Below are 15841 nucleotides of genomic sequence, written 5' to 3'. Positions count from 1 at the left end.
GGGCCGGGTCACAGGTCAAACCGCCGCGGCTTCCTGTCAGACGCCTATGCTCGATGGACATCCCCTCGCCGCGCGCCCGCGCGTCGCCGCCGTCTTCCCAGGAGCCCGTCCGCCATGGCCGCCGCCGACCCCGCCCCCACCGACGCGCGGGAGCGCCGGGACGTCGTCGTGCCCGTGCCCGGACCCGAGGACCCGCCCGAGCGGGCCTGGCTCGTCCTGCCCCACCGCCACCCGGTGCCGACGCTGTTGGACGAGACGCGGGACGCCGTCGTGGGCCTAGCGGAGACGCTCGCCGCCGTGCTGCCGGTCACCGTGCTCGCCCACCCGCGCGACGCCGGGGCGGCGCGGCTGGTGCCCCCGGAGGTGGACCTGCTGCGCGCGCCCGTGGGCTCACCGCTGCTGGGCCGCACCGGGCCGAGCTTCGTCCGCCGCCCCGAGGGCCTGGCCGCCGTCGCCTGGCGCAGCGCCGCGGGACTGACCGGGACCGGACCGCTCGACGGCGCGGCCGCGACGGCCGTGGCGGAGGCGGCGGGACTGCCGCTGCTCACCCCCCTGCTGTGCGCCCCGCGCGGGGCCTGGGTGAGCGACGGCGAGGGGACGGCCGTGGTGGCCGCGGACCCCGTGCTGGACGGGCGGATCAACGGCGCGTGGACCCCCGGCCAGGTGGCCGCCGAGTTCGCCGCCCTGCTGGGGATCACCCGGGTGCTGTGGGTGCCGCCGGCACCGCGGCCGGACACCGGGCCGTGGGGCGGGCCCGGCCACCTGGCCTCGTGGGTGCGGCTGGGGGGTGACGGCGAGGCCGCCGTGCACTGGCGCGGCGACCGGTTCCACCCCGAGCACCCGTACGCCGCGGCGGCGCTGCGCTTCCTGCAGGGCGCCGACGACGCCGCCGGCCGGCCCCTGCGCGTGCGCACGGTGACCGGGGCGGCGCAGCCCGCCGCGTACGACCCGGCCGAGCGGGGCCCCCGCTCCCTCCTGGACACGCTGCCGCTGGGCGCGGCGGTGCTGCGGCCGGCGTTCGAGGACGCCGCGGGTGAGGAGGCCGCGGCCGCCGCGTGCGCGGCACTGCACCCGGGGCTGCCCCAGCTGTCGTTCCCCGCCCCGCCGCTGCTGCGGCTGGCCGGCGCGCTCAACGACCTGGTGCTGCTCCAGCCTCGCCCGTGACCTCGTCCGTCGCGGGACCGTCGTCGTCCCCGCCGTCCGCCGAGGCGCGGTCCTCATCTCCCCCGTGCGCGTCGGATCGCCAGGCCGCCGGGCGCAGCCGTTCCAGGAGCGAGGACTGACGGCGCTCCATCCCCTTCAGGTCCGAGGCGATGAGCGCGTTGATCCAGCGGGCGTTCGGGTCGGCGTCGATCAGCACGGCCTTGGCCAGCAGCGTGCAGGGCAGCGCGAGGATGGCGCCGAGCGGGCCGAGGACCCAGGCCCAGAAGAGCAGGGAGAGGAAGCTGACGGTGGGGATCACGCCGATCGCGTCGCCGGCCACCTTGGGCTGGATCACGGACTGCAGCACGAAGTTCAGCACCGAGTAGCTGACCACCACCCACAGGAAGTCGGACCAGCCGCCCGCCGCCAGGCCCAGGACGGCCGGCGGCAGCAGGCCGATGATGAAGCCGATGTTCGGGATGTAGTTGGTGAGGAAGCTGAGCACGCCCCACACGAGCGCGAGCGGGACGCCGATCAGCATGAGGGCGATCACGTCCAGCACCGCCACGATCAGGCCGAACACCGTGGTGACCACCCAGTAGCGGCGCACGCCCTGGGCGAACTCGACCAGGGCGTGGCCGAACTCGTGGCGGGCGGTGCTGAGCAGGCGGACGCGGCGTTCGACGTCCATCGAGTCCATCGCGAGGAAGAACATGCCCATGATCACGGTGACGAGCAGGCCGAAGACCGCGTAGACGTTCGTGGCGATCTTCGTGATGGCGCTGACGGCCGTCCCGGTCACGGTGCTCATGTCGATCGAGGCCAGCTGCTGGGACACCATGTCCGGGGTCACGCCGCGCTCGTTGAGCCAGTGCGAGACGTCCAGGACGATCTGCTGGAAGCGGTCCGCGTACTTCGGCAGCTCCGCCACCAGCTCGAGGCCGGACCACACCATCATGCCCCCGAACACGGCCATCACCGCGACGACCACGAGGAGGGTGGCGGTGGCCCCGAGCACGGGGTGCAGGCCCCGGCGGATGAGCCAGGCCTGCAGCGGGTAGGCCACGATCACGAGGTTCAGCCCCAGGAACACAGGCGCCGCGATGGAGGCGATCCCCTGGAAGAACTGCACCACCAGCACCAGGCCCGCGAGCGTCAGGACGATCACCAGCATGCGCGGCCACATGCGGTGGGGGCGGCGGATGTCCCAGTCGGAGGCGGGGCTGGACGAGGCGGGCGGCGGGGTCACCCCCGCGGGCTGTGCGGCGCTCACGCGGGCAGTCTATGCGCGGGCCGGACGGGGTAGGGTCGGGACCAGTCCACATCGACAGGGGAGCGCCCGCGCGGCGCTGAGAGTGCGGTCCGCCGCAGACCCTCGAACCTGCTCCGGTCCGCACCGGCGAAGGAAGTCGAGTCTCCCGGTCGACGTCGTCCCGGGATTCCGGTGGCGGCCTCGTCCCGGCCCCTCTGCCGTCCCAGAGGAGAACCGCCATGTCCCGCACCCCGCACCGCGCCCTCGCCGCCCTCTCAGTGGCCGCCCTCGCCCTCACCGGCTGTTCGGTGTCCGGCTCGTCCGGCGACGGGGCGTCGTCGTCCGCCGCCGGCGCCGGCGGCGAGCCGACGACGGTGACGATCATGACGCACGACTCGTTCAACCTGCCCCAGGAGCTCGTCCAGAAGTTCGAGCAGGAGTCCGGCTACACCCTGAAGACGACGGCCCCCGGCGACGCCGGCAGCGTGGTGAACCAGCTCCTGCTGGCCAAGGACGAGCCCACCGTGGACGGCGTCTACGGCGTGGAGGACCACTCGGCGCACCGCCTCGTCCGCGAGGGCGTCGTCGCCGAATACACCCCGCAGGACCTGCCCGCCTCCGCACAGGACCGGATGGTGGAGGACCGCATGACCCCGGTGGACCAGGGCCAGGTGTGCTTCAACACGGATCCGGCATGGTTCGAGGCCCACGACGTCGAGGCCCCCACCTCGATCGACCAGCTCGACGACCCCGAGTACGCGAAGCTGACGGTCGCCACCTCCCCCGTGGCCTCCTCCCCCGGCCTGGCGCTGCTCGCGGCCACCACGGAGAAGTACGGCGACGACGGCTGGCAGGACTGGTGGCGGGGCCTGATGGAGCACGGGGGCAAGGTCGCCGACAGCTGGTCCGACGCCTACAACTCGGACTTCTCCGGCGGCGAGGGCAAGGGTCGGTTCCCGGTGGTGCTCTCCTACTCCTCCTCCCCCGCGTTCGCCCCCGAGACCGAGGTGATCGAGGACTCCTGCACCCCGCAGGTCGAGTACGCCGGCGTGCTCGAGGGCGCGAAGAACCCCGAGGGCGCGCAGGCGTTCGTGGACTTCATGCTCACCGAGGAGGTCCAGTCCGCCCTGCCCGAGTCGATGTACATGTACCCGATCGACGAGTCGGTGCAGCTGCCCGAGGAGTGGGCGCAGAACGCGCCGCTCGTCGAGGACGCCATCACCCCGGACCCCGCCCGCATCGACGAGCGCCGCGAGGACCTGCTGAAGGAGTGGACCGCCCTGTCCGAGGCCTCCCGGCGCTGATGTCCGCGCTCACCGAGGTCGCGGCCCCCGGCACGGACCTGCCGCGCCGGCGGGCCCGCGGCCGGGGAGACGGGCTCGGCCCGTGGTGGCTGGTGGCCGCCGTCCTGCCGGTCGCCTTCCTGCTCGTCTTCTTCGCGTGGCCCGTGGCGGCCATGCTCTGGCGCGGGATCGGCGGCGACGCCGACGCGTTCACCGGCGCCGTGGACCTCACCGCCTTCGGGGAGACCCTCGCCCGCGAGCGCACGTGGCGCATCCTCGGCCAGACGCTCGGCATGGCCGCCGCCGGCACGGTGGTCTCCGTGGCGCTCGGCCTGCCGACCGCGTTCGTGCTGCACCGGCGTCGCGTCCCGGGGCGGGCCGTGCTCCGCGCCCTCGTGCTCGTGCCGTTCGTGCTGCCCACGGTGGTGGTCGGCGTCGCGTTCCGCGCCCTGCTCGCCCCCGGCGGACCGCTCGGCTTCACCGGGCTGGACCAGACGACCACCGCCGTCGTGCTGGCCATGGTCTTCTTCAACGTGTCCGTGGTGGTGCGCCAGGTGGGCGCGCTGTGGAACGCGCTGGACCCGCGCCAGACCGAGGCCGCCCGCACCCTGGGCGCCTCTCCGTGGCGGGCGTTCCGCACCGTGACGCTGCCCCAGCTCGCCCCGGCGATCGCCGCGAGCGCGGCCCTGGTGTTCCTGTTCTGCGCGTCCGCGTTCGGCATCGTCCAGACGCTCGGCCGGCCCGGCTACGGCACGCTCGAGTCGGAGATCTGGGTGCAGACCTCTGTCTACCTGGACCTGCGGACCGCGGCGGTGTTCTCCGTGCTGCAGTTCGCGGTGGTGCTGGCCGCCGTCGTGGTCTCCGGCGTGACGGCGGCGCGCACCCAGCGGGCGCTGCGCCTGCGGGAGACGCCGCCGGCCCGGCTCACGCGCGCGGACGCGGTCCCGGTGGCCGTGATGCTCGCGGTGGTGGCGCTCGTGGTGGCCCCGATCCTGACGCTCGTGGTGCGCTCCTTCCACACCCGCCACGGCTGGGGGTTGGGCAACTATCGGCTGCTGTCCACGAGCGCGGGCAGCGGGTTCGTGGGCGGGTCGACGCCGGCCCAGGCGCTCGAACAGTCCCTGCGGGTGGCCGTGGACGCCACGCTCGTGACGCTCGTGGTGGCCGTGCCGCTGGCCCTGCTGTTGACCCGGCCCTTCCGTTCACGCGCGGCGCTGGCGGCCCAGCGGGCCCTCGACGGCGCCCTGCTCCTGCCGCTCGGGGTGTCCGCGGTGACCGTGGGCTTCGGCTTCGTCGTGTCCCTGCGGGCCACGTACCCGGAGCTGGCGGCCTCGGGCGTGCTCGTGCCGCTGGCCCAGGCGGTGGTGGCGCTGCCGCTCGCGGTGCGGGCGCTCGTGCCCGTGCTCGCGGCGGTGGACCCGCGGCTGCGGGAGGCCGCGCGCACCCTCGGGGCGGGCCCGTGGCGGGTGCTGGCCACGGTGGACGGTCCGTTCCTCGCCCGCGGCGTGGGCGTGGCGGCGGGCTTCGCGTTCGCGGTGTCCCTGGGCGAGTTCGGGGCCACGAGCTTCCTGGCGAGCCCGTCCGCGCCCACCCTTCCGGTGCTGATCGCCCGGCTGCTGGGCCGGCCGGGCGCGGACAACTACGGAATGGCGCTCGCGGCGGCCACGGTGCTGGCCGTGCTGAGCGCCGGGATCATGCTGGTGTGCGAGCGGCTGCGCCCCCGGGGCCCGGCCGGGGCGGGAGGTCTCTGATGACGCCGACGACGACGGGGGCCTCCCTCCGGCTGCGGGATGTGGCGATCCGCTACCCGGACGGCTCCACCCCCGTGCGGGGGACGGACCTGGACGTGGCCGCCGGGGAGATCGTGGCGCTCGTGGGCGCCTCCGGCTCGGGCAAGTCCACGATCCTGCGCGGGATCGCCGGGCTCGAGGACGTCGTGGCGGGCACGGTGGAGCTCGACGGGCGGGACGTGGCGGCGGTGCCGACGCACCGCCGGGGCGTGGGGATGGTGTTCCAGGACGGGCAGCTGTTCCCGCACCGGACCGTGGGCCGGAACGTGGCGTACGGCCTCGAGTCCGCCGGCTGGGACCGGGCCCGGCGGCGGGCACGCGTGGCCGAGCTGCTGGACCTGGTGGGCCTGACCGAGCTCACGGACCGGCCTGTGCAGCGGCTCTCCGGCGGGCAGGCCCAGCGCGTGGCGCTGGCCCGGTCGCTGGCCCCGGCCCCGCGGGTGCTCCTGCTGGACGAGCCGCTGTCCGCGCTCGACGCGGACCTGCGCCGGCGCCTGGCCGAGGACATCCGGGCGGTGCTGCGGGCGGCGGGGACGACCGGCGTCGTCGTCACCCACGACCTCGCGGAGGCCGCCGTGATGGCCGACCGCACCGTGCGCCTCGGCGCGGGGGGACGCATCGCGGCGGAGGAGGACGGCCCGGCGGTAGCCTCTCAGGCATGACCCCGCCCGCACCCCGCCCCCGGCTGACCGCCCAGGACGTGGTGGACGCCGCCGTCGGGATCCTGCAGGACTTCGGCATGGGCGACCTGTCCATGCGGCGCGTGGCCGGGGTGCTGGGCGTGCAGGCCTCCGCGCTGTACTGGCACGTGCCGGACAAGCAGTCACTGCTGGCGCGGGTGGCGGACCGGATCGTCGCCGAGGCGGAGGAGACCGTGCGCGCCCGCCGCGTCACGGACCTGGCGGGCCGCGCCGAGGCCGCGGAGGCCGCCCTGCTGCGGCACCGGGACGGGGCGGACGTGGTGCTCTCCGCCCTCGCGCTCGGGCTGGGCGGCCTCGGCCTGCACCGTCTGCTCACCGAGGCGGCGGACACCCCGGAGGACGGGGAGCGGGCCCTGGCGCTGCTGCTGGGCACCGTGTCCCTGCGGCAGCAGCGCGCACAGGCGCAGGCGCTCGGCGTGGCGACCGGCCCGGACGTGCAGCGGCACCGCACGGACCCGCTCTGACCCCTCGTCCGACGCCGCCGCGCGGGAGGCCGAGGAGAGGAGACCTGCCTCCTCACAGGTGCGCTCGGTAAGGTCGCCCAGAGCAGAACAGGTCGGGACGGGTCGTCCCCTTCGTCCACGGCGATCCCGCCCGACCGCCGCAGTACCAGCATGGCCCGCCGGACCCGGCTCACAGTTCCGGCGCGGTCCCCTTCGACACAGCCGGCGAAGCCATGGGAGCACGGATCAACCACCCGCGGACGGTCGTGGACCGGACGCTGCATCACGACGTCGAGCCCGCACACCCCGCGGCGCTCGTCGACGTGGGCTGGGACTTCCGTGGCCCGGGCGCCAAGGCGGAGGAGCAGCACCGCCCGCTGCGCGTGGTCCGTGCCCGCCGGCCTCGGGGCACCCCGCGGGACCGGAACGGCGTCGACCTCACGCGCACCGGCCCCGTCGTCCCCCGCCCCTCCCCGCCGCGCACCCGGATCCGCCGGGACGGCGTCCGCGTGGTGGCCAGCCCGCTGGCCATGCTGCCCGGCGTGGACCACGGCCCCGCCCTCCGCCTGGACCTGCATCCGACGACGGGGGGCATCGTCTACGTGGCCCGCGAGCTTGAGCTGCGCGAGCTCGGCGACGACGTCCGCGGCCACGTCTACACCGGGATGGTCGGCACGGCGCATCTGAGCGTCTTCTGGTCCACCGTCACCGTCGACCTGCCACCGGAGCGCCCGGTGATCGTGCGGCTGCGCTCGGACCGGGACGCCGAGCTGCTCTCCCTGCTCGAGGTCCTCGCCCCCGTGGACACGCGCGTGGTCTCCTACCGGCTCGACGAGTCCCCCGTGGGCACGCAGCGCTCCAGCTACCTGCTGCCGGACGTGGACCCGGAGACGGTCGCCCAGACGGGCGCGGCCCGGATCCCGCTCGAGGCCATCGAGGCCGCCCAGGAGGAGGAGGACGCGCTGCGCCGCTCCTCCGGCGTCTTCCTCTCCCGCCGCCGCACGGACCGCTTCCTGCGCCGCAACCTGCCCGGGGTGACCCACAGCCTCACGTTCGCGGACGAGGCGGACGTGACGGACGTGTACGTGGACGGCTCCGTGCTGCGCGGCTCCCGCATCGGCGGGGCGGCCGCCGTCGCCGGGCCGAGCATGTGGGCCGTGCAGGCCGTGGCCGGGGCCACGATGCCGCTCGAGGTGGAACTCGAGGCGCTCGTGCTGGGGCACGTGATCTGCGCGTGGGCGGGCACCCCCGGCGGCCGGGTCACCATCCACTCGGACTCGCGCGCCGCGCTGGCCCTGCTCAACGCCGCCCGCCGCGAGCGGCTCACCCTCGGCGGCGCCCGGGGCGAGCGCATCCGCCGCACCCTGCGGCGCCTGCTGGCCGCCGTCGACCTGGCGCAGGCCGCGGACGTCCAGGTGGACACCACGTGGGTCAAGGGCCACGTGGGCGTGCACGGCAACGAACTGGCCGACGACCTCGCCCGGGCCGCCGCCCGCCACGCCAGCGTCGGCACCCCCGAGGGGGACCTGCCCGAGCGGATGGGGCAGCTGATCCAGCTCCGCGTCGAGGACGACGCCGCCGGCTGACCCCGGCCCCCGATTCCCCGTCCTCCGCCCCAGCCTCTAGGGTGGGGCTGTGGAAGCGACAGTGGAACAGATCACAGCGGCCATCACGGCCCTCAACGACAAGTACTGGTACGTCGTGATGGCGCTGCTCTTCGTGGCCGGGGTGTGGTTCACCATCCGGACCGTGGGCGTGCAGGTGCGCATGCTCCCGGAGATGCTGCGGTCGGTGACGGCCAAGTCCCAGACCGGGTTCGAGAACGACGGCGTGAGCCCGTTCCGCGCCTTCACCATCTCGGCGGCCTCGCGCGTGGGCACCGGCAACGTGGCCGGCGTGGCGATCGCGATCGTGATCGGCGGCCCGGGCGCCGTGTTCTGGATGTGGCTGCTGGCGATCATCGGCGGCGCCACCGCGTTCGTCGAGTCCACGCTGGCCCAGCTGTACAAGCAGAAGGGCTCGGACGGCTACTTCGGCGGCCCCGCGTACTACATCCGCGACGGCCTGGGCGCGAAGTGGCTGGCGGCCGTGTTCGCCGTCGCCATCACCGTGACCTACGGCTTCGTGTTCAACGCCGTGCAGTCCAACTCGATCTCCGAGTCCGTGCAGGCCAACTGGGGCGCGTCCTCCACCACCGCGTGGATCGTGGGCCTGGGCCTGGCCGCCCTCACCGGCCTCGTGATCTTCGGCGGCGTGCGCCGGCTCTCGGCCGTGACCAACGTGCTGGTCCCCGTGATGGCCACGTTCTACATCTTCCTGGCCCTGATCGTGATGGTCGTCAACATCACCGAGGTCCCGGGCATGATCGCGCTGATCGTGGGCCACGCGTTCGGCCTGCGCGAGGTCGCGGGCGCCGCCGTCGGCATGACGATGGTGATGCAGGGCGTGCGCCGCGGCATGTTCTCCAACGAGGCCGGCATGGGCTCCGCCCCGAACGCCGCCGCCACCGCGGCCGTCTCCCACCCGGCCAAGCAGGGCTTCGTGCAGTCCCTGGGCGTCTACTTCGACACCCTGATCGTGTGCTCGGCCACCGCGTTCGTCATCCTGCTCTCCAACCCGGCCTACGGACGCGGGGAGGCGATCGGCATGCAGGTGACCCAGGGTGCGCTCCAGCAGGCCGTGGGCGCGTGGGCCGGCCCGGCGCTGACCGTCATCATCTTCTTCCTGGCCTGGTCCTCCGTGCTGGGCAACACCTACTACGGCGAGGCCAACATCCGGTACCTGGCCGGCCGCCACGCGGGCCCGGCCATCACCGTGTTCCGCGTGCTCGTGCTGGTGTGCGTGGTCGGCGGCGCGCTCGGCTCCGTGGCGCTGGTGTGGAACCTCGCGGACACGTTCGCGGCCCTCATGGCGACCATCAACCTCGTGGCGATCATCCCGCTGGGCGGGCTGGCCGTGAAGCTGCTCCGGGACTACGAGCGCAAGCTCAAGGCGGGCATGGATCCGGGCTTCCACATCTCCGACCTGCCCGAGGCGCGGAACGTGGCCCTCTGGAGGGACGAGCCGAAGACCTCCCCGCTCCAGGACTGACGCCCCCGCCCGCGCGTTTCGAGGCGGGATATCGACCCCATCCGGCTGCCGCGGGCGGCCGTGGGGTGGATATCCCGCCTCGATGCATGAGGAGGCCCGGTCTGGACACCGTGCGGGGGTCGGCGCCTAGGTTGAGGCGCACCCGACCGGCCACGCACGAGTGGCCGGCACGACGTCCGAGGAGGACACCATGGGCATCCTCTCCAGCCTCACCCGCACTCTCGGCGGCGGTGGCCGCCGCTCCAGCCGACCCACCATCGGTGCGCACATCGGCCGGTCCCCCGGCTTCGGCCGGCAGGCCCGCTCTCAGGGACGCCGGTCCAGCGGCCTGGGCGGTGCCCTCCTGGGCACGCTCGGCGGTCTGGCGCTGCGTGAGCTCTCGCGCCGCGGCGCCGGAAGCACGACGCGCGGGCGCAGCTCCGGTGCGTACCGCGGCGGCTTCGGGCCCTCGGCCCGGTCCACGGGCGGCCTCGGCACCGGCCTGCTGGGCGGGCTGCTCGGCGGGGCCCTCGCCTCCCGCGGCCGGTCCGGTGCCGCCGGCCGACGCACGGCGGGTGGCCGCCGGACCATGGGCGGCGGCTTCTGACCGCTGCGACGGTGCGGAGTCGCCGCTGAACGGCATCACCGCGGAGCGGACACGACCACGGGGCGGGCACCGACGGATCGGTGCCCGCCCCGTGGTCGTGGTGTGCCGGTGGCGTGCCCGAGGGGTCTGCGCCGCGGCTCAGCCGAGGCCGGCGACGCGGCCCAGGATGAACAGCAGGACGCCGATGACCACGAGGGCGATGATCAGCCCGAGCACGATCTTGCCCGCCGAGCGCTCGCCGGTCTGCTCCACGTCCATGCCCGGGTTGCTCGGGCCGACGCCTGCGCCCTCGGCTGGGGGCGTGTCGCCGTCGAACGCGGCACCGGAGGTCTCGTCCGTCGCCTCGCGTGCGCGCCGGGCGTCCTGGGGGTCGGGGGTGTGCGGGGTGGCCATGGCCGGTTCCTCTCGTCTCGGCGGCACGGGTGCATGCCGCTGGTCCTTACGCTAGGCCCGGGGCAGGGGGTCCTGACCAGGGTATGGCGACGCCCGCCCCAGCGCTTTCGTAGCCGAAACGGCGCGCCCCGAGCCGCTTTCGTTGACGAAACGGCGCTCCTCCACGCCGCCGCGACGGATCCCGTCACACTCTTGATCGTTGGATGTCCAAGCAATAGCGTGATCGGCGTCACGTCCCCGCCGTCCGGAGGAGCCCCCATGCCCGAGGCCTACATCATCGACGCCGTCCGCACCCCCGTGGGTCGCCGAGGGAAGGGGCTCGCCGGTGTGCATCCCCTCGACCTGGCGGCCGCGCCGTTGCGCGAGCTCGTCGGCCGCCAGGACATCGACTCAGCCGAATACGACGAGGTCATCCTCGGCTGCATCGACCAGCTCGGCCCGCAGGCCATGGACGTGGCGCGCAACGCCTGGCTCGCGGCCGGGCTCTCCGAGGACGTCCCCGGCACCACGGTCGAACGCCAGTGCGGCTCCGGCCAGCAGGCGGTCCACTACGCCGCGCAGGCCGTCATGAGCGGGACGGCGGACCTCGTCGTCGCCGGTGGCGTCCAGTCCATGAGCGCGATCCCGCTCTCCCGGTCCAACACGGCCGCCCGCGATCTCGGCTTCCCCGACCCGTTCACCGGCTCCGAGTCCTGGGCCGCCCGCTACGGGAGCGAGGAGATCTCCCAGTTCCGCGGGGCCGAGATGATGGCCCGGCACTGGAACCTGGACCGTGACGCCCTGGAGGAGTTCGCGGTGCGCTCCCACGAGCGTGCGCTCGCCGCCCAGGCCGACGGTCGCTTCGACCGCGAGATCCTACCCCTCGCCGGCCTCACCGCGGACGAGGGCCCCCGCACCCCGGACGCCACGAAGATCGCCTCGCTCGACCCGATCGTCCCCGGCGGGCTGCACACCGCCGCCACCGCCTCCCAGATGTCCGACGGCGCGGCCGCCCTCCTGCTCGCCTCCGAGGAGGCGGTGCGCCGCCACGGCCTCACCCCGCGAGCCCGCATCCACCACCTCTCCGCCCGCGGCGCCGACCCCGTCATGATGCTCTCCGCCCCGATCCCGGCGACGGCGTACGCGCTCGACCGCATGGGCCTGACCATCGACGACATGGACCTCGTGGAGATCAACGAGGCGTTCGCCGCCGTCGTGCTGGCCTGGTTGACCGAGACCGGCGCCGATCCGGCGAAGGTCAACGTCAACGGCGGGGCGATCGCCCTGGGCCACCCCATCGGCGCCACCGGCGCCCGCCTGATGACCTCCCTGCTGCACGAGCTCGAGCGCACGGGCGGCCGCTACGGCCTGCAGACCATGTGCGAGGGCGGCGGCCAGGCCAACGTCACCGTGATCGAACGTCTCTGACCCATCCCCCGGAGGTTTCCATGCCCGACCAGATCACCCACCCCACCGACGCCGGCCACCTCTCCCCCGCCCCGGAGGACACGATCGGCCGCGTGTTCGCACGCGCGGTCGCCCGCTCCCCGCAGGCCGTCGCCCTGCGCTTCGAGGACCGCGACTGGACCTACGCCCAGCTCCGGGACGGAGCGCACCGCGTGGCCCGCCGCCTCCAGGACACCGGCCTGCCGGCCGGCACCCGGGTGGCCGCCTACGCCACCAACTCGGACGCCTACGCGCTGCTCTTCCTCGCCTGCGTCACGGCCGGCTACGTGCACGTGCCCGTGAACTTCGCGCTCAAGGGCGGCGAGCTCGCCCACGCCCTCGAGGACTCCGGCGCGGAGCTGCTCGTGGCCGACGCCGGCATGCTCGAGCGGGTCGACCAGGTCCGGGCCGAGGGCCGCGCGTCGGCTCTGCGGCACGTGTGGACCATGCTCCCCGCCGGCCACGCCGAGCCCTCCGTGCTTCAGACCGCCCAGGACGAGACGTTGGACGCCGCCGCCCCGGAGGCGGAGGTGTCGGCCACCGACCTGGCCCAGCTGCTCTACACCTCCGGCACCACCTCCACCCCCAAGGGCGCCATGATGTCCCACCGGGCGCTCGTGGCGGAGTACCTCTCCTCGATCATCGCGCTGGACTTCACGGCCGAGGACCGCCCCCTGGTGGCCATGCCGCTGTACCACTCGGCCGCGATGCACGTGTTCCTGCTCCCCTACCTGAGCCTCGGCGCCACGGTGCGCCTGCTGGCCGCCCCGGACATCCCCCGGATGCTCGAGCTCGTGGAGACCGAGCACATCGGCTCCCTGTTCCTGGCGCCCACCGTCTGGGTGCCGCTGGCGAACCATCCGGACCTGGCCACGCGTGACCTCTCCTCGCTGCACAAGGCCCAGTACGGGGCCTCGATCATGCCGGTGACCGTGCTGCAGCGCCTCCGTCAGAGTCAGCCGGGCATCGGCTTCTACAACTGCTTCGGCCAGTCCGAGCTGGGCCCGCTGTGCACCGTGCTGCGCCCCGAGGAGCACGACGCGCGGCCGGCCTCATGCGGCCGCCCCGTGTTCCACGTGGAGGCGCGGGTGATGACGGCCGACGGCGCCCCCGCCGCGCCCGGCGAGCCCGGCGAGATCCAGTACCGCTCGCCGCAGCTGCTCTCCGGCTACTGGAACCGCCCGGACGCCACCGCGGACGCCTTCACCGACGACGGCTGGTTCCGCTCCGGCGACCAGGTCACCCAGGACGCGGCCGGCTACATCCAGGTGGTGGACCGCATCAAGGACGTCATCAACACGGGCGGCGTGCTGGTCGCCCCGCGGGAGGTCGAGGACGCGATCTACGAGCTCGACGAGGTGGCCGAGGTCGCCGTCATCGGCCTGCCGGACGAGCGCTGGATCGAGGCGGTGACCGCCGTCGTCGTGCTCAAGGAGGGCGCCGAGCTGACCGCGGAGACCGTGCGCACCCACGTGAAGGAGCGCCTGGCAGGCTTCAAGGTGCCCAAGCGCGTGGACTTCGTGGCGGAGCTGCCGCGGAACCAGTCGGGCAAGCTGCTCAAGCGCGCGCTGCGCGCCGAGCGGACGCAGGAGGCCCGGTGACGCGCAGGCAGAAGCCGACCTACGACGTCGTCACGCCCCTGGACGTCGACTACCTGGACGCGTTCGGGGAGGCGACGGAGGAGGACCGCGCGCACTGGGACCGCGCCCGTGCCTACGGCCGGGAGGTGCTCGAGCGGATCGACGGGCACTGGGACCGGGCGGAGTACCCGTTGGACCTGGTGGCGCGGGCGGGCGAGCTCGACCTGCTCACCGACGGGCTGGAGGTGCCGGGGCACGCGGTGATGTCGCCGTTGGCCGCGGGCCTGGTGGCGATGGAGATCTCCCGCGCGGACGGGTCGATGGCGGCCGCGGCGGCGGTGCAGGGCGGGCTCGTGCTGCGCGCCCTGGTGCACTGCGCGAGCCCGGAGCAGAAGGAGCGGTACCTCGAGCCGGTGGCGCGCGGCACGCTGCCGGGCGGGTTCGCGCTCACGGAGCCGCTGCACGGTTCGGACTCGGTGTCCCTCGAGACGTCCGCGCGGCCCGACGGCGCCGGCGGCTGGGTGCTGAACGGCGCCAAGAAGTGGATCGGCAACGGGGCCGCCGGGGGCATCACGATCGTGTGGGCGCGCGACACCGAGGACGGCCAGGTCAAGGGGTTCGTGGTGGAGCAGTCCACGCCCGGCTACGAGGCCGAGGTGATCACGGGCAAGGGCGCGCTGCGGGCCATCCACCAGGCGGAGATCACGCTGACCGACGTGCGGGTCGGCGACGACGCCCGGCTGCCGGACGTGGCGACGTTCAAGGACGCCGCGCGCGTGCTGGTGGCCACCCGCGTGAACGTGGGCTGGTCCGCGCTGGGCCACGCCACGGCGATGTTCGAGGCCGCGCTCGCCTACGCCCGGCAGCGCGAGCAGTTCGGCAAGCCGCTGGGAGCGCACCAGATGGTGCAGGAACGGCTCGCGCAGATGCTGGACGAGGTGACCGCCATGCAGACCCGCTGCGTGGCCGTGGCCCGCCTGCAGGCGGCGGGGCGGCTGCGTGACGAGCAGGCCTCCCTGCTGAAGTACGCCTGCACCCGGGGTGCGCGGCGGGTGGCGCAGATCGCCCGGGACATGCTCGGCGGCAACGGCATCCTCCTGGAACACCGGGTGATGCGGCACTTCGCCGACGTCGAGGCGCTGCACACCTACGAGGGCACCGAGTCCGTGCAGGCGTTGATCCTCGGCCGGGACCTGACCGGGATGAGCGCGTTCGCGTGAGCCCCGGCCGGCCGCTCTCGTGCCCGGCACCCGCCCCCCACCTTCCGACCCCAGGAGCTGACATGACCACCGCACCCACCCCTTCCCCCCACGACGACGCCCCCGCCGTCCTCGTCGAGACGCGGCCCGGCGTCGTGCGGCTGACGCTGAACCGGCCCGCGAAGGGCAACGCGCTCGGGCTGACGATGGCGCGCGAGGTGCTCGCGGCGATCGCCGCGGCCGAGGCGGACGAGTCCGTGCACGTGCTCACGCTGACCGGCGCGGGACGGATCTTCTGCGGCGGCGGGAACGTCCAGGCCATGGCCGCCGCGCCTGCCGGGCCGGAGCGGCGCGCGATGATCCAGGAGCTCGGCGAGGCGGCGGGCGAGGTCGCGGTGGCGCTGACGGGCTCTCGCCTGCTGGTGCTGGCCGGCGTCAACGGGACGGCCGCCGGGGCGGGGCTCGGGCTCATGCTGGGCGGCGACGTCGTGCTGGTGCGCGAGGATGCGCAGCTGGTGACGGCGTTCTCCGCGCTCGGGATGACACCGGACACGGGCGTGTCCTACTGGCTGCCGCGGGTGCTGGGGCCGGTGCGCGCGACGCAGCTGCTACTCGGCGGGCGGCGCCTGAACGGGACCGAGGCCGTCGCGTGGGGCCTGGCGACCGAGGCGGTGGCCGGCGGCGCGTTCGCGGCGCGTCTGGCGGAGCTCGAGGACGATCTGGTGGCCGGTCCGGCGCACACCTATGGGCCGACGAAGGCGCTGGCGCGCGGGGCCGACGTCGAGGCGCTGCGCGCGCATGTGCGGCAGGAGGCGGCGTCGATCGCGGCGGCGTCCGAGCACCCGGAGGCCGTGCGGCGGGTGGAGGCGTTCGCGGGCCGGTGAGGGGCGGACGACAGCCCGGGCCGTGAGTGGCCAGGCCGGCGGCGCGTGTTCAGCGGGCCGACCCCGGCCGGG

Annotated in this window: 14 protein-coding genes and 1 riboswitch; of the genes, 12 read left to right on the top strand and 2 right to left on the bottom strand. The window is 74.5% G+C overall.

From position 1 onward, the window contains the following. Positions 1-114 precede the first annotated feature (114 nt). Positions 115-1164: an agmatine deiminase family protein gene (locus ACUW6W_RS02190; protein WP_063188882.1), complete on the top strand. Its 1050-nt coding sequence runs from the start codon at positions 115-117 to the stop codon at positions 1162-1164. On the opposite strand, the gene ACUW6W_RS02185 is transcribed toward ACUW6W_RS02190, so the two are convergent. After that, positions 1130-2416, bottom strand: a complete 1287-nt coding sequence (locus ACUW6W_RS02185; RefSeq protein ID WP_063188884.1) for an AI-2E family transporter — start codon at positions 2414-2416, stop codon at positions 1130-1132. The genes ACUW6W_RS02190 and ACUW6W_RS02185 overlap by 35 nt on opposite strands. Before the next feature lie 46 nt (positions 2417-2462). Next, positions 2463-2568: riboswitch (TPP riboswitch) on the top strand. Between the two features lie 66 nt (positions 2569-2634). Between ACUW6W_RS02185 and ACUW6W_RS02180 the strand changes: the two genes are divergently transcribed. The 7 genes from ACUW6W_RS02180 to ACUW6W_RS02150 all read left to right on the top strand — a co-directional run bounded on the left by ACUW6W_RS02180 (position 2635) and on the right by ACUW6W_RS02150 (position 10288). Then, positions 2635-3699, top strand: coding sequence for a thiamine ABC transporter substrate-binding protein (locus ACUW6W_RS02180; protein ID WP_063188892.1), 1065 nt, complete (start codon positions 2635-2637; stop codon positions 3697-3699). Further along, entirely contained in the window at positions 3699-5429 is a 1731-nt protein-coding gene (locus tag ACUW6W_RS02175) for an ABC transporter permease (RefSeq protein WP_063188893.1), read from the top strand. Before ACUW6W_RS02180 ends, ACUW6W_RS02175 begins: the two co-directional genes overlap by 1 nt. Next, complete coding sequence (locus ACUW6W_RS02170; protein WP_036316162.1) at positions 5429-6130, top strand: ABC transporter ATP-binding protein; 702 nt, start codon at positions 5429-5431, stop codon at positions 6128-6130. Before ACUW6W_RS02175 ends, ACUW6W_RS02170 begins: the two co-directional genes overlap by 1 nt. Further along, complete coding sequence (locus ACUW6W_RS02165; protein WP_036316161.1) at positions 6127-6633, top strand: TetR family transcriptional regulator; 507 nt, start codon at positions 6127-6129, stop codon at positions 6631-6633. The genes ACUW6W_RS02170 and ACUW6W_RS02165 overlap by 4 nt, the downstream gene beginning before the upstream one ends. Positions 6634-6845: 212 nt before the next feature. Further along, positions 6846-8198: an RNase H family protein gene (locus tag ACUW6W_RS02160; protein WP_078025497.1), complete on the top strand. Its 1353-nt coding sequence runs from the start codon at positions 6846-6848 to the stop codon at positions 8196-8198. 61 nt (positions 8199-8259) lie between these two features. Beyond that, positions 8260-9702: an alanine/glycine:cation symporter family protein gene (locus ACUW6W_RS02155; protein WP_336633852.1), complete on the top strand. Its 1443-nt coding sequence runs from the start codon at positions 8260-8262 to the stop codon at positions 9700-9702. A gap of 190 nt (positions 9703-9892) precedes the next feature. Continuing rightward, entirely contained in the window at positions 9893-10288 is a 396-nt protein-coding gene (locus ACUW6W_RS02150) for a hypothetical protein (protein ID WP_036317637.1), read from the top strand. A 138-nt stretch (positions 10289-10426) separates the two neighbouring features. Here the strand turns inward: ACUW6W_RS02150 and ACUW6W_RS02145 are convergent, their stop codons facing one another. After that, entirely contained in the window at positions 10427-10681 is a 255-nt protein-coding gene (locus ACUW6W_RS02145; protein ID WP_036317625.1) for a DUF6480 family protein, read from the bottom strand. Between the two features lie 258 nt (positions 10682-10939). Between ACUW6W_RS02145 and ACUW6W_RS02140 the strand changes: the two genes are divergently transcribed. The 4 genes from ACUW6W_RS02140 (at position 10940) to ACUW6W_RS02125 (ending at position 15769) form a co-directional block, all read left to right on the top strand. Further along, positions 10940-12088, top strand: coding sequence for an acetyl-CoA C-acetyltransferase (locus tag ACUW6W_RS02140; protein WP_036317622.1), 1149 nt, complete (start codon positions 10940-10942; stop codon positions 12086-12088). A gap of 20 nt (positions 12089-12108) precedes the next feature. Beyond that, a complete protein-coding gene (locus ACUW6W_RS02135) occupies positions 12109-13707 on the top strand; it encodes a fatty acyl-CoA synthetase (protein ID WP_060974322.1) in 1599 nt (532 codons plus the stop codon). Then, complete coding sequence (locus ACUW6W_RS02130; RefSeq protein ID WP_060974321.1) at positions 13704-14906, top strand: acyl-CoA dehydrogenase family protein; 1203 nt, start codon at positions 13704-13706, stop codon at positions 14904-14906. Before ACUW6W_RS02135 ends, ACUW6W_RS02130 begins: the two co-directional genes overlap by 4 nt. Positions 14907-14968: 62 nt before the next feature. Next, positions 14969-15769 (top strand): enoyl-CoA hydratase/isomerase family protein, encoded by an 801-nt coding sequence (locus tag ACUW6W_RS02125; RefSeq protein ID WP_069941412.1) that lies wholly within the window; start codon positions 14969-14971, stop codon positions 15767-15769. Positions 15770-15841: the final 72 nt, after the last annotated feature.

Source organism: Micrococcus sp. 093350064-1, assembly GCF_053627955.1.
This window is presented reverse-complemented; position numbering and strand designations above follow the sequence as displayed.